Here is a 13,878-nt window from a genome sequence, read left to right on the forward strand (position 1 = left end):
CAAGCGGAAATTAAAAGAACTTACACTAGAGGCTGTTCCTAAAGAGGTTAGCCAAATTATTGTAAACCAATTTGATTCTAAAAGTGCTTTAAGTGGCAGTGCTATAGAGACAAATTTGCAAAAAAAGATTTTATCCATTTTACCCAATGATGAAATTTCTAGTTATGGGGCTTTGCAAAATGCCACACCCTTTGTAGTAAGCAAGCCCAATATTTCTTTATCACAATCTTATAAAAAATTAGTAACTAGCTTAAGTGGTGGATTATTACAAAGACTAAAGGTTTTGTCAGAATCTGATGCCAACATTTCTACTTCAAAACATAGCGACGATCAACAAAGCTTAAATAATTTAAAGATACAAATTCATAAAGAGCTTATTATCACTATGAATATAAAGAAAGACTCTATCAACTCAAAAAATAATCCTAATAAAGAGCAGGAATTAAAAGACACTACAAAAACAGTTATTGTTGAACTTACCGATAAATTAGCAAACAATCTTAGCCGCAATCTTCGTGCTCAAATTATTCAAGAAGTTTTAGACGAAGCTCTTGGCCTAGGCCCTTTGGAAACTTTATTAAAAGACCCCGCGGTAACAGAGATTATGGTTAATGGGTATAATCATATTTATGTAGAGCGTTCGGGAAAATTAACATTAAGCACAACCACATTTACATCTAACCTCCAATTGCGAAATGTTATTGAGCGGATTTGTACTCCACTTGGCCGTCGTATTGACGAAAAAACTCCTTATGTAGATGCTCGTTTATCTGACGGCAGTCGTGTAAATGCGGTAATAGAACCTTTATCTATTGATGGGCCTTCTTTAACCATTCGTAAATTTCCTTCTGACAGAATTACTATTAAAGATTTTACAGAAAAATTTGGTAGCTTAACTCCTGCAATGGCTGGTTTTTTAAAAATTTGTGTAGAACAGGGTTTAAATATTGTTATCTCTGGCGGAACAGGGTCTGGTAAAACGACCTTGCTTAATGTTTTGTCGAGCTTTATCCCTGGCCGCGAAAGAATTGTAACTGTAGAAGACGCAGCCGAACTACAATTAAAACAAGAACATGTTGTTCGCCTCGAAACTCGCCCTGCTAACCTAGAGGGAACCGGAGAAGTTAGCATTCGCGATTTAGTTAAAAATTGTTTAAGAATGCGCCCCGACAGAATTATTGTTGGTGAGTGTCGTGATGGTGCCGCTTTAGATATGGTGTCTGCCATGAATACTGGACATGATGGTTCTATGACCACCGTTCATTCTAATAATCCTCGAGAAGCTATTTCGCGACTAGAAACACTTTGTATGATGGCCGGAATGGAGTTGCCTGCAAAAGCATTGAGAGAACAAATTTCTGGTGCCGTGCATTTAATTATACAAATTTCACGCCTTAGTGACGGTAGTCGTAAAATTATGCACATCTCTGAAGTTTTAGGTATGCAGGGAGACACCGTAACTTTGCAAGAAATTTTTAGATTTAAAGAAGAAGGTTTTGATAAAAATAGAAAAATTGTTGGGCAATTTCAATCTATGGGCTTAATCCCCTCTTTCATTGAAAAGTTTGAACAAAAAGGAATAAAAATTCCAAGAAATTTATTTAGTACAAAAAATTCACTTACTGCAAAACCTTCGACAAAAATATTAACATCTGTTTTTAGTTCGCAAACTAAAAATAACAAAATAAATGCTAGCGAAAAATCAATTACCCCTTCAAAAATTTCAACATTAAAAAAAGTTTCGCCAATAAACTCTGGCAAAGCCGTTAAAAAGCCTGGAATTATTTTTAAAAATAAATTTAAAAAGGTAGGCGGCAATGGCTAGCTCTCTTTTTTTAAGCATTTTTATCGGCTTTAGCGTTTGCATTATTTGTTATATAAATATGCAAAAAATTTTAGAGGCTCTTCACAAAGCTAGCCTTGGAAACAGAGAAGAAGTTTTAAAAATGATCGAGCTAATGTTTATCCCTATAGAAAAAAAACAACTAACTATTTTTATGATTGTTGGTAGCTTTGGAATAGGTGCTTTAATATTTTTTTTACTATGGCCTAATGTTATTGCAGGTATACTTATGGGCGGCATTGCCGTTGTTTTAGGGTGGAAAATTCCAAAAATTTTATTTCAAAAAATTATGGACAAAAGAAATATTCAAATTACCAATCAAATGTTAGATGGTGGCGTGATTATGGGAAATGGTATTAAGGCTGGCCTAAGTGTGCCGCAATCCATGGACCGAGTAATTAAAAATATTCCTGGACCTTTGGCACAAGAATTTAATTTAATTTTAAATAAAAATCGCTTAGGTATGCCGCTAGAACAAAGTCTAGAAGAATTTTCAGAAAGGGTTCCCACTCCTGATATTCAAATGTTTACCAGCTCTATTAATATTTTAAAACAAACTGGTGGTAACTTAGGGGTTACTTTCGAAACTATTGTAGACACAATCAGAGATAGACAAAAAATTGAAAAAAAGATTCAATCTTTAACAGCTCAAGGTCTAGTTCAAGGTCGTATTTTAACCGCTATCCCTTTTGTTTTAATGGCTATAATTGGTGGAATTAACCCTGAATTTATGAAGCCCTTATTTACTACTCCCGTTGGTTGGGGGTTACTATTATTAATTATAGTTTTAGTCGTAATAGGCTCTACTATGATAAAAAAAATAGTTAACATAAAGGTCTAATTAGTATTATAATAATTGAGAACTCAAAAACAAGGATGTTTTATTATGAAGTCTCTTTCTCGCCTACTTATTGTCTTAATTAGTTTATGCTCTATTAACAGCTACGCTGTAGTAGATATGCGAACTTCTAATTTTTCTAAAACTTTTTTAGACATGCATATAAAAGGTACCGGTTTAGATTTAAGCATTAAGCGCACCTATAACAGCCGCAGTGTTTTTAATGGTATTTTTGGTTACGGATGGTGTTCTGATTACGAAACCACTTTGGCTATTAATTCAGACTCCAGCGTATTGGTAACAGAATGTGGAGGAGGGCTTGAAAGTTTATACAAAAGCTCCTCTTTTAAACAAAAAAATATTTTACAAATAAATAAAAAAATTATTAAAGAAGTAAAAAAAAGAAACCCCGATCTTAGCTCTAGGTACTTAGCTAACTTAAGAAAGAAATTAAAGACGAATGCTTTTTTAAGAGAGGAGTTTGCAAAAAACTTAAATATTAAGGGTGAAGTTCACGCTTTTACAAAGTACATTATCGACGGAAGAAAGAATGAATACCTTGTTAAAAAAAATAATTTATTTACTCGATATTTAAAAGAAGGAATAAAACAAGAGTTTAATTTAAAAGGACAGCTGGTTAGTATTGTTAGCAAACTTGGTAACAGGCTAAATATTAAAAGAAAAAAAGACTTAATATCTGAAGTTAGTGATACTAAAGGAAGGCGGTTACAGTTTTTTTATGACAATATTTTAAAAAAAGTAACCAAGCTACAGGGGTCTAATGGTGCCACTGCTGCCTATGCTTTTAAGGGTAATGATTTAATTCGATCTACTGATGAAAATAAAGTTACTGTACATTACCAATCAGACTCGCAACATAATTTAACTAAAATTATTTATCCTAATAAAACTTTTGTAGCTATGTCTTATAATTTAAGCAAAGATTGGGTTACTAGCTTTACTAATCAAAAGGGCTGTGTGGAAAAGTACAGCTACGGTGAAAGTAAAAAAAATCCATTGGATCATTATTGGTCTCAAGTAATTAAAAAGTGTAAGCGAAAAGTTACCCACCAAGCCAAGTATGAGTTTTTTCATAAAACTAGAAAAAATGGCTCTAGATACTTATATCGCTCTCGCTTTTTAGTAAATAATTTATATACAGAAATTACTTATCACTCTAAATTTGGAAGACCTACTAAGGTGCAAAAAGGCCGTAGAATAGTAAAGTTAAAATACAACCGTATAGGGCAAATTATTTTAAAAGACGAAATTTCTAAAGTTACTAGCTATAAATATAACAAACAATGCAATACTGTTTCCAATACCCAAGAGCGCTTTTTTGCTTATTTGCCTAAAAAAACAAAAAAGAAATCTCGAAAAATTGCTTATGTTAAAAAAGAAAGGCATAAAATTAATAGTCGATTTAAATACAACAAGGCTTGTAATATTTCTTGGGCTAAAAATAGCGCTGGCTTAACGGCCAAGGTAACTTATGATAATGCCGGCCGCATAAAAGAAATTTTAGATCACACCAGAAAAAATATTCTTATTGGTTACGAAAATCGATTTGGAAAGCCTGCCACAATTACCCGGCCAGGGTTAGGAACTCTACGCCTAGCCTACACCAAAAGTGGAGAAATTAAAGCGGGTAAAAAAAGTACTACAAGCCTTTTTGTAGCTAATCAAATTATACAAACTTTTAATAATTTTTTAAAAGTAATTGGCCCTGTTAGTACACAAAATAAAACCTTATAAAAAAACATAAAGGAACTATGAAAAATTTATTACTCATCTTTAGCTTAATGTTTGTATTTTATAGCCATGCTAGTAAGGCCGAGACCAATAAAGATATTGAAGCAAAAAGTTGTGCCGAAGAATGCTTAAACTTATCTTCCCGCACTAATGCTAACAATGCTGGCCGGCAAAACAGCAATTTTTATGACAAAAACTTAGCCGAAGCTTTAACTGGCAAAGCTAATTCGCGCTCTAATTTACAAAACACTATCAAATAGCCAAAAAGCTAGCTTACACTCTAGGTCAAAAAATATTATTAAATAACTGGTGGGGCTATTTTTAGCTACCAGCCCTTGGTCTATTTGTGTCTTAAAGCGATACAACTTTTTAAAAAAATATATAGATTTTTTAACCTAAAGGCCGATATATTTAGTAAGAACAGTAGCTTTTAGGCTAATAACAAAAGGAATTTTATGAAAATTATATTAAGCACAATGTTATTTTTTACATTAACCGCAATTCAAGCTAATGCAAAAGCTTCTGCTCTTGTTAGTTTAGAAAAGCAGCATGCACAAGAAATAGTTAACTGCCCTTTTCAATCTCAATCTAAAGTAAATAAAGTTGCAGACAAAAGAACGGTAGCTTCATTGCTTGGCAAGAAAAAAGTTAAGAAAGAAGCTTCTCAAAAAGCAATCAAATAATTATTTTAGCAAGCAATCACTTTTAGCAGACAATAAAATATTTTCACTAGTCTTCTTTAAACAAAAGAGACTAGTTGTTATTTATTTCGCTACCTAAGCTGCGCTTAAATTTCTTTTTAATAGATTTAGTTAATTGTTTAAAGCGATCTACTGTATCGCCCTTTCTCTCTGTAATTTCACTATTTATTTTTTTTTGTAATACTAAAGATTTTTGCTGCAAAATTTTTGTAGCACTAGATTGCTTTACCCATGACGAAAAATGCGCCTCTAAAGTTTTTCCTCTCCAGTCTAACTGAAGAACAAATAAAAAAAATATAGCAAATAATAAAGCTCCTAAGGCGGTGAAAAAAGATTTTAACATTGTTATAAACCTAACATATATTGCTTGAATAAGAAAAGAAAATTCACTAAAATACTTACTTATGTCTTTACATCAGCTATCAAAAATTTTTATTGTTAATCTACTTGGCTGGCTAGCTGGCCTTAGCGTGCTAAAATCCTATTTACTGATTTTTGGCGTACTGCTACTGTCTGGGTTAGGCGTGCCTCTTCCCGAAGATGTTAGCCTTATTACCTCGGGCATCTTAGTTTCTTTGGGTAAGATGAGCTTTTTAGGAGCTTGTGTTGTAGGCTTTGTGGGCGTAATGGCCGGCGACTGCATCTTGTTTTTTTTAGGCTATTATATGGGCAAAAGAGCCTTTACCCTTCCTTTCCTTAAAAAGATTTTTACCCCTAAAAGAATTAAAATGGCTTCAGAAAAGGTAAACAATAACTCTAAACTAATTTGTTTTACTGCTCGCTTTTTGCCAGGCCTAAGAAGCCCTATTTTTTTAACTGCAGGGACTTTAAAAGTAAACCCTCTTGTTTTTTTAGCCCTAGACGGAGGGGCCGCATTATTTAGCGTACCTATTTGGGTGTTTGTAGGGTCTTTGTTTGGCAATAATGTTGATGCTATATTAAAATTTACCGCAAAGGCTAATAGTTATTTTTTAGCGGCTCTATTTCTTTCTATAACTATTTATTTTTTAATAAAAAAAAAAGTGGGAAGAAAGCCTCGCACCTCTGTTTAACAATTATAAACTTCTAGTAGAAATAGACGGTTTTAAATCTTGAATTTTTTCTAACACTTTTTCAAAAATATCTTGATCCAAATAGTCTATTCGCATCAACAAGCAACCCACTTCATCATTAGTAGATAAACTTTGCGCTTTAACATTTATATTGTAAGAAGAAATAATTTTATTTACCTCTCCTAAAACTCCTGGTTTGTTTTCATGAAAATGAATTAAGTCTCTAAAGTCTGGACGAATATTTTTTGGCAAACTTACCGCTGGAACATTAACTGCATTAGAGGTGTCTCCCCTTGCTATAAAATCTATTAAACTTTGGCTGACTTCTGTACCAATAGCTTCTTGCGCCTCTAATGTACTTCCCCCTATGTGAGGAGTTAAAATTACATTCTCTAGGTTTTGCAAAGCGGTATTAAAAGCATCTCCTTTCTTTTTTGGCTCTACAGGATATACATCAATAGCGGCTCCGGCCAAATTCTTTGCCGTTAATGCCTCTTTTAAATCTTCTAAATTTACCACACTGCCACGACTAGCATTTATTAAAAAGGCCGATTTTTTCATCAGACTTAATTCTTGTTTAGTAATTAAGTTATTCGTTACCTCGGTGTTAGGAACATGCAGTGATACAAAATCTGACTGCTGCAATACACTTTTTAAAGAGCTTACTGCCGTGGCGTTTCCTAAAGCTAATGTTTTTTTGACATCATAGTACAATACTTTCATTCCAAAAAATTCTGCTAAAATACTAACTTGCGAACCTATATGTCCATAGCCTACAATTCCTAATACCTTAGAGCGCAACTCTTGCATGCCCGTTGTGCTTTTAGCCCAAACTCCAGAGTGCGTAGCTTGGTTTAAATCACACAGCCTTCTAGATAAAGCAATCATTTCGCATAATACCAACTCGGCAACACTTCTTGTGCTTCCGTAAGGAGCGTTAAAAACAGGAATGCCTAGCTTGCCTGCCGCTGATAAATTAACTTGATCGGTTCCAATGCAAAATGCTCCCACAGCTAATAATTGCGGTAATTTTTCTAAAGTACTTTTGTGTAATTTAGTTTTTGATCGAAGACCAATGACTGAAAAGTCTTTAGCATTTTTAATTAATTCTTCTTCGGTCCATGCTCGATTTTCATAGGTAACAGCAAAGCCTGCTTCTTCTAAAGCCACTTGTACTTGGGGGTGAACGGCCTCTAACAATAAAACTTTTAATTTGGTCATAAACTTATACTCCAATTCTTGACTTTAAGATATATGTAAAGAACATACAATTATGTTTAGAACACAAATTTTAACATCGCCTTTATTTATCGATACTGTGTTGTCGGTTTTTACACTCTTAATACTAATTGGTGCTTTACTTTTTTTCAAGCGCAAAAGCAGTGCTAAATACGCAGCCACTTGGACTAGTTGGAAAAGTTGGCTTTTACTTACCCCTTTTGTTTTTTTACTATTAATTACTACCCCGCCTTGGCCATTGGTCTTTTTAGTTCTAATTAGCCTACAAAGCATGAAAAGTTTTTTTCAAGTAACTGGAATGTACCATCGCAGCGGTTTTGTGTGGGCTACCTATATCGTTAGTATAATTAGTGCTTATTATATAAAACAAGACCAAATTCTTTTTTTACTGATTAGCCCTGGCCTTTTAATGGCCAGCATTAGTTTAATACCTTTAATAAAAAATACTGCTAAAAATATGATTCAATATATGTCTCTTTCCTTAATGGCTTTTTCTTTTTTTGCATGGTCTCCTTTATTTTTAGGAAAACTATTAAACCAGGCAGAGGGAGTTTATTTAGTTCTTTATATGTATATATTAAGTGCTTTTTCGGTGAGCACCTCCACTAGCTTGTCTAAACTTTTAGGAAAGCGATATCCTTTTAAAAATATTTCTTCTCGCATTTCTGTTGAAGGTTTTTTTATTTCTGGAGGGTTAATTTTAATGCTCTCTTGGAAGTTTCAAGGTTTAATTACTCCTTATGTGGAATACTACAAACAAGAGGCGTGGATTTTTTGTGGGCTAATAATTCACACAACCAGCCACCTTGGTAGAATTATCATTACTGTAATAAAAAAAGATTTGGGAATTAAAGAAGTTAATTTATTTGCCATTAGCAAACAAGATACTTTAAGTTATATGGATAAAATTATTTTTACCAGCCCTGCCTTTTTTGCACTATATCACTATATATTAAACTAAGGTTATTATAATGAAAGAATGGGATTACGAAAACGACCAATGGTTAAATTTGCCCGGACACTTAAAGCATTTGCCTTTGTTTACCCGCAGCTTCGACTTAGTTAGTATTTTTTTTAAATATTTGTGGGCACTAGTTTTAAAAATTGTCTTTACTTTTTACATTCGTATACAGATTGTTGGAGGTGATTGGAAAAGTCTTTTTCAAAAACACCCCAAACTTTTAATTATGTCTAATCACAGCAGTCACATAGATGCTGTGGCGATTGCGGCCTCTATTCCCGTTCACTACTGGTCGCACTTGTATCTTACTGCAGCCAAAGATTACTGGTTTTCTAATCCTATTTTTACTTTTTTTTCTAAGCACTGCCTTGGAGCAATCCCCATAGATCGAAAAAAAAACCCTAAAGAGGCCATTTCTTTATGCACTACTTTATTAAATAATTTAGATCCTATTTGGATGCTGTTGTTTCCAGAGGGAAGCCGCTCTGTTGATGGCACATTACAAAAACTAAAAGCCGGTGTGTCTATATTTTCTACAACAACCAACACTCCTATTTTATTTTTATATTTAGAGGGCGCCAATAAATTAATGGCTAAAAAACAAATTCTTCCCAAGTCTGGTGTTGTAAAAATACACATTGGCAAAGTAATACCGCCAAGCAATATAGAAGAAATTCAAAAACAATATACACAGTGGGTAAGCAAAATACAGCCTGATTCCGTGGGCGAGTCCTCCATGGACGGGTCCCACTAGGGGCGGGTCTGCTTAGAAAAACGGGTCCCACTAGGGGCAGGTCTGCTTAGAAAAACAGGTCTGCTAAAAAAAACTTAGTTTCTGCTCTTCCAAGAATTTTGGTACTCTTTATTTTCTACCGCTTTAATAGCATCGGCTCTTTGCAACGGAAAAGCACTGTCTACCATAACCGCATATTCATCGGTTAGCTTTTTATCTAAAACAGCTTTTACCGCTTTAGGGTGAGGGCCGTGAGGAAAGCCTGCGGGGTGAAAAGTTAACATTCCTGGTTTAATATTATCACGACTAAAAAAATCGCCTTTGTGATAAAATAACACTTCGTCATAATCTATATTTTGGTGATAAAAAGGAACTTTTAATGCATCTTTATCAGACTCCATAGGCCTTGGCACAAAAGTACATACTACAAAATCTTTTGCTATAAAAGTGCTGTGCACGCTAGGCGGTAAATGCACTCGATGACTCATAACGGGCATTAAATCATAAACGCTTAAAGTAAAGGGAAACAAATCTCCCTTCCAACCTGTAACATTAAAAATATTTTCTTCATAAAAAAAGTTAGTATGCTCTTGCTGATGTTTTATTTTTATTTGTTTTATTTCTATTTGTTTTTCTTTTAAAAAAATATACAACTCTTCTAAATTTGGTTTTCCTAATTGATCTATGTCGTAAATAGCATTACGGCCCAATAAACCTCTGTCGGGTTGTTGATAGTGGGAGTTTAAATTTTCGATGGACAAAAACCAAGACACCTCTTTGGGAAAAATAACATAAGAAATGCATTTAGGAATAACAATGTAAGTTCCCGCACTGTATTCTAGCAAACCATATTCTGTTAGTATTTTTCCACTTCCACTTTGACAAAAAAAGAGTAAATCGCCATCGGCACTTCGGTTAGCTATTTGCTGTTTTTCTTTACTAGGCTTACAAACTAAAGAGCTAATTCGTACTTGCTGATTGTATAACAGTAATTGCTCGTCTTTTTTGTCGGCCAAAAGCGTAAGATCAAAAGCTCTTGGCTTTAAAGGGCCTTCAATTTTAGACCAATTCGTACTGGGTTTACTTTTTATTAAGTGCGAAACAGGCCCAAAAAAACCCTTTAAACCCTGCTCCTCTTCGTAACTGTTTTCGGGAATACCTTTATGCGCTTGCTTAGTAAATTTACCTTGAGAATAACTGTGCATTTTTTATCCTTATTAATTTTTGTCTGTTCTTGTTTTTATAAGTTACTATTTTTGTAGCGTCCTTATAGGTTTTTTGCTAAATGCGATTCTTATTTTTATAAAAACCCTCGCCGCTTTTGGTCTTCTTCCATGGATTCAAATAAGGCTTGAAAATTTCCCTCTCCAAAACCAAAGTGATTTTTTCTTTGTATAATTTCAAAAAAGATGGGGCCAACTTGATTTTCTGTAAAAATTTGTAACAAGTAACCCTCTTTATCGCCATCTGCTAAAATTTTTAATTGTTTTAAATCCTCTAAGCTATCTTTAACTTGCGGAACTCTGTTAAGCAAAGTTTCGTAATAAGTGTCTGGAATAGATAAAAATTTTAAACTACTCTTTTTTAAATTAGAAACCGTTTTAACAATATCGTTGGTTAAAAAAGCAATGTGTTGAATACCTGCTCCATTGTATACATCTAAGTATTCTTGAATTTGTGAATTTTCTGTAGAGGGCTCATTAACAGGAATAAGAATAGTTCCGCAAGGCGAACGCATTACCTTAGAAAGCAGTCCTGTTTGCTTTCCCTTGATATCAAAATACCTAACCTCTGTAAAATCAAATGTTTGGGCGTAAAAATCACAAACCTTTTGCATGCTCCCTTTAGCAACATTATTAGTTAAATGATCAATAGACAAAAGACTTAAATCTCTTTTTTCGGAAAGCTCTGCACTAATGTCAAAATCTTCTTTATACATTTCTAAATCTTTGTATTTATCTACAAAATAAATTAAAGACTGCCCTACTCCGTAAACAGCTAAAAATTTATGGTCTGCTTCTTTAAAGGGAGTTGCCCCTCTTTTTACGGCTTTATCAAAAGCCTCTTGAGCATTTTTTACACGAAAGGCCATGGCGCATGCACTAGGTCCATGTGCATTTTTAAAGTTAGCGGCAAAACTATTTTCGTCTGAATTAATAATAAAACAAAAACTGCCTGCCCGAAATAAACTAATTTCCTTAGTTTTGTGCTGACCTATTTTTTTAAACCCCAAAGAGTAAAACACTTTAGCAAGCTCTTCTGGTTTGGGCGTAGCGTACTCTACAAACTCCACTCCCTGAAATGCAAATTTATCTGCCATATATAACCTCCAAAAATCTTATTGTAATAATTCTTCTTATATAACAGATTTTTAAGCCTTTACAAGTTACCCACACCCCCTTTAAACTAAGTAAAACTTCAATTACCAAGGATTTATCGTTGTCAAAAATAGAAAAAGCTATATTTGCTAATCGCTCACTAAATTTAAAAAATATAAAGTATGTTGGCTTTGATATGGATTTAACCTTAGTTCAGTATAATATTTATAATTTTGAAGCGCTTGTGCATAAAATGGTACTAAAAAAGCTAATTGCTAATTTTAACTACCCTAGCAGCATACAAAAAATACCCTTTCATTTTTCAAAAAGTATTCGCGGGCTAGTGATAGATAAAAAAAAGGGTAATTTATTAAAACTTAGTAAATATGAAAAAATTAAAACCGCGCATCATGGGTTAACTGTGATTCCTCACGAAGTACAAAAAAAAATTTACAAACAAACTTATATACACCTAAGTCACTCTCGATATGATTGCATAGATAGTGCTTTTTCCATCGCTTTTGCTTCTTTATATTCGCAACTTGTGGATAAAAAAAACACAGGAAGATTAAAAGACAAGCTTCCCTCTTATGAACAAATGGCTCAAGATTTGGCTTTTAGTTTAGACCAAGCTCATACTGACGGTACACTAAAAAATTATTTAAAATCTCGATTAACGCAATTTATTATAAGAGACAAAAATATTGCCCAAGGCTTAGAAAATTTTGTATTGCATAAAAAAAAATTACTACTAATTACTAATTCGGATTATGCCTACACTGACACTTTGCTTAAATATAGTATTAATCCTTTTTTAAAAAATCATAAAAAATGGCAAGATTTATTTGAATACAGTATTACTTCTTCAAAAAAACCGCATTTTTTTTATACCAAAACACCATTCTTAAAAATCGATCCCGTTACAAAAAAAACACACAAACACAACAAAACCTTAGTCCCTGGAATTTACGAAGGTGGCTCTTCGCATTGGCTAACTAAGGCCTTAAAAACAGACCCTGATAAAATTTTATATATTGGAGATCATATTTATGGAGATGTGGTTAGGTTAAAAAAAGATTGCTCGTGGAGAACAGGCCTTGTGGTAAGTGAATTAAAAAAAGAAATTGAAGCCAATAACAAAAGCTTACATGTCGACTTAAAAACAAAAGACACCATGGCTATTAAGGTGCTTTTAGAAGAAAAACTAAATGTATTAATTTCTAATAAAATACAAAAACAAAATAACAAAGCAAAACTTACCAAAGCGTATTTAACAAAGTATACAAAAGAAAAATCCATTTTAAAAAATAAGCTTTCTGAAGTTGATGATAGCTTACTTGCTCTTAGAAAAATAAAAGATAGTTTTTATAATCCTTACTGGGGCCCTGTAATGCGCGCAGGAACAACACCTAGTTTTTTTGCAAGCCAAGTCGAACGATTTGCTTGTGTTTATATGTCTACCATAGTGGATTTTTTAAATCTCTGCCCTCGCTCTCATCTGCGTTCCGAGAAAAAAGAACTAGCACACGAGTGGTTATCTAAATATTTTTAATTTTCTTTGTGTAAAATAGCATTTTTGAGTAAGAAAACTCGATCTAGCTGGTAAACTGTTTTATATTGAAACACATTTTCTTATATTTGAAACACATTTTTTTAATTTTTTGGCACATTCATTGCTGTATTAAGTACATATTAATTAAATAATAAAACTATGGGAGGTTTTATGAAAAAGATAATTTTATTAACAGCTGTGATTAGTAGTTTTGCATTTACTTCTGCAGCTAAAGCTGGCTGTGGTAATAACGCAATACTAGGGTCTATTCTTGGAGGTATCCTTGGCGCTCAAGCTAAGCATAATACCGATATTGCAACAGGCTTTGGTGCGCTTATTGGCGGATCTATTGCCAACAACTCTTGCGAAGAAGAGCAAGCGAGAGGAAATAATCAACGGGTTATTGTTTATCCGCAACCAATAGAGCCAACATATTATTACCCATCAGGGTTACAAAGAGCATCTTACTGCCAAGTAGCTAGCCAAGTTTTACCAGATGGTTATGGTGGATACTATACTCAGTGGCAAGAAATTTGTAATTAATTAAAAAAATTACCTAAAGGGTCACCGACTAAAAAAATGAGGCCACAACCTCTTTTAGTCGGTGACCCTTTTTTTTTGGAAGCTGCGTTTTAATAAATTTTGCAGCCTCTTTTTTTAAAGCTGCGTTTTAATAAATTTTGTAGCTTTTTTTTTGGAAGCTGCGTCTTAATAAATTTTGCAGCCTCTTTTTAAAGCTCGGCTTTAATAAATTTTGCAGCCTCTTTTATGGAGCTTAAGTTTATACCTGTAACAAACTGCTGGGTTTCTAGTAACTGAAGCACTTCTTCGGTGGCCACATTACCCGTAGCCCCTTTTGCATAGGGACAACCCCCTAAACCTCCTACGC

The 13,878-nt window shown here is 33.6% G+C and carries 15 protein-coding genes; 10 read left to right on the plus strand and 5 right to left on the minus strand.

All coding sequences use genetic code 11. The features are described from left to right. The 5 genes from tadA to HAW63_00150 all read left to right on the plus strand — a co-directional run. Positions 1-1,825, plus strand: a 1,825-nt coding sequence (gene tadA, locus HAW63_00130; GenBank protein MBE8162382.1) for a Flp pilus assembly complex ATPase component TadA, incomplete at its 5' end; no start/stop codon positions are given. A gap of 58 nt (positions 1,826-1,883) precedes the next feature. Then, on the plus strand, positions 1,884-2,684 hold the full coding sequence (locus HAW63_00135) for a hypothetical protein (protein MBE8162383.1): 801 nt from the start codon (positions 1,884-1,886) through the stop codon (positions 2,682-2,684). Between the two features lie 45 nt (positions 2,685-2,729). Further along, positions 2,730-4,436 carry a hypothetical protein gene (locus HAW63_00140; GenBank protein ID MBE8162384.1) on the plus strand — a complete coding sequence of 569 codons (1,707 nt, stop codon included), beginning with the start codon at positions 2,730-2,732 and terminating at the stop codon, positions 4,434-4,436. 17 nt (positions 4,437-4,453) lie between these two features. Continuing rightward, entirely contained in the window at positions 4,454-4,693 is a 240-nt protein-coding gene (locus tag HAW63_00145) for a hypothetical protein (GenBank protein ID MBE8162385.1), read from the plus strand. Between the two features lie 195 nt (positions 4,694-4,888). After that, entirely contained in the window at positions 4,889-5,116 is a 228-nt protein-coding gene (locus HAW63_00150) for a hypothetical protein (protein ID MBE8162386.1), read from the plus strand. A 70-nt stretch (positions 5,117-5,186) separates the two neighbouring features. Here the strand turns inward: HAW63_00150 and HAW63_00155 are convergent, their stop codons facing one another. Then, on the minus strand, positions 5,187-5,477 hold the full coding sequence (locus HAW63_00155; GenBank protein ID MBE8162387.1) for a hypothetical protein: 291 nt from the start codon (positions 5,475-5,477) through the stop codon (positions 5,187-5,189). A gap of 61 nt (positions 5,478-5,538) precedes the next feature. On the opposite strand from HAW63_00155, the gene HAW63_00160 reads away from it, so the two are divergent. Next, positions 5,539-6,186 (plus strand): DedA family protein, encoded by a 648-nt coding sequence (locus HAW63_00160; protein ID MBE8162388.1) that lies wholly within the window; start codon positions 5,539-5,541, stop codon positions 6,184-6,186. 3 nt (positions 6,187-6,189) lie between these two features. Here the strand turns inward: HAW63_00160 and serA are convergent, their stop codons facing one another. Further along, positions 6,190-7,407: a phosphoglycerate dehydrogenase gene (serA, locus tag HAW63_00165; protein MBE8162389.1), complete on the minus strand. Its 1,218-nt coding sequence runs from the start codon at positions 7,405-7,407 to the stop codon at positions 6,190-6,192. Between the two features lie 52 nt (positions 7,408-7,459). Here serA and HAW63_00170 point away from each other — a divergent pair, with 52 nt between their 5' ends. Then, positions 7,460-8,386: a hypothetical protein gene (locus HAW63_00170; protein ID MBE8162390.1), complete on the plus strand. Its 927-nt coding sequence runs from the start codon at positions 7,460-7,462 to the stop codon at positions 8,384-8,386. A gap of 10 nt (positions 8,387-8,396) precedes the next feature. Beyond that, positions 8,397-9,140, plus strand: a complete 744-nt coding sequence (locus tag HAW63_00175) for a 1-acyl-sn-glycerol-3-phosphate acyltransferase (GenBank protein ID MBE8162391.1) — start codon at positions 8,397-8,399, stop codon at positions 9,138-9,140. A 74-nt stretch (positions 9,141-9,214) separates the two neighbouring features. Here HAW63_00175 and HAW63_00180 read toward each other — a convergent pair whose 3' ends face one another. Together HAW63_00180 and hppD are read right to left on the minus strand one after the other, a co-directional pair. Further along, on the minus strand, positions 9,215-10,324 hold the full coding sequence (locus HAW63_00180; protein MBE8162392.1) for a homogentisate 1,2-dioxygenase: 1,110 nt from the start codon (positions 10,322-10,324) through the stop codon (positions 9,215-9,217). 95 nt (positions 10,325-10,419) lie between these two features. Then, positions 10,420-11,439, minus strand: coding sequence for a 4-hydroxyphenylpyruvate dioxygenase (hppD, locus tag HAW63_00185; GenBank protein MBE8162393.1), 1,020 nt, complete (start codon positions 11,437-11,439; stop codon positions 10,420-10,422). A gap of 119 nt (positions 11,440-11,558) precedes the next feature. Between hppD and HAW63_00190 the strand changes: the two genes are divergently transcribed. Further along, a complete protein-coding gene (locus tag HAW63_00190) occupies positions 11,559-12,989 on the plus strand; it encodes an HAD-IG family 5'-nucleotidase (protein ID MBE8162394.1) in 1,431 nt (476 codons plus the stop codon). A gap of 171 nt (positions 12,990-13,160) precedes the next feature. Then, positions 13,161-13,532: a glycine zipper 2TM domain-containing protein gene (locus HAW63_00195; GenBank protein MBE8162395.1), complete on the plus strand. Its 372-nt coding sequence runs from the start codon at positions 13,161-13,163 to the stop codon at positions 13,530-13,532. Between the two features lie 188 nt (positions 13,533-13,720). Here HAW63_00195 and HAW63_00200 read toward each other — a convergent pair. Further along, a partial coding sequence (locus HAW63_00200; protein MBE8162396.1) for a hydroxymethylglutaryl-CoA lyase occupies positions 13,721-13,878 on the minus strand: 158 nt, incomplete at its 5' end.

This window comes from Pseudobdellovibrionaceae bacterium (assembly GCA_015163855.1).
Classification (GTDB): domain Bacteria; phylum Bdellovibrionota; class Bdellovibrionia; order Bdellovibrionales; family UBA1609; genus JAAOIH01.

Coding starts and splice junctions, on each gene's coding strand:
- HAW63_00135 (MBE8162383.1), top strand. CDS start 1,884: ATGCAAAAAATTTTAGAGGCTCTTCACAAAGCTAGCCTTGGAAACAGA.
- HAW63_00140 (MBE8162384.1), top strand. CDS start 2,730: ATGAAGTCTCTTTCTCGCCTACTTATTGTCTTAATTAGTTTATGCTCT.
- HAW63_00145 (MBE8162385.1), top strand. CDS start 4,454: ATGAAAAATTTATTACTCATCTTTAGCTTAATGTTTGTATTTTATAGC.
- HAW63_00150 (MBE8162386.1), top strand. CDS start 4,889: ATGAAAATTATATTAAGCACAATGTTATTTTTTACATTAACCGCAATT.
- HAW63_00155 (MBE8162387.1), bottom strand. CDS start 5,477: ATGTTAAAATCTTTTTTCACCGCCTTAGGAGCTTTATTATTTGCTATA.
- HAW63_00160 (MBE8162388.1), top strand. CDS start 5,539: ATGTCTTTACATCAGCTATCAAAAATTTTTATTGTTAATCTACTTGGC.
- serA (MBE8162389.1), bottom strand. CDS start 7,407: ATGACCAAATTAAAAGTTTTATTGTTAGAGGCCGTTCACCCCCAAGTA.
- HAW63_00170 (MBE8162390.1), top strand. CDS start 7,460: ATGTTTAGAACACAAATTTTAACATCGCCTTTATTTATCGATACTGTG.
- HAW63_00175 (MBE8162391.1), top strand. CDS start 8,397: ATGAAAGAATGGGATTACGAAAACGACCAATGGTTAAATTTGCCCGGA.
- HAW63_00180 (MBE8162392.1), bottom strand. CDS start 10,324: ATGCACAGTTATTCTCAAGGTAAATTTACTAAGCAAGCGCATAAAGGT.
- hppD (MBE8162393.1), bottom strand. CDS start 11,439: ATGGCAGATAAATTTGCATTTCAGGGAGTGGAGTTTGTAGAGTACGCT.
- HAW63_00195 (MBE8162395.1), top strand. CDS start 13,161: ATGAAAAAGATAATTTTATTAACAGCTGTGATTAGTAGTTTTGCATTT.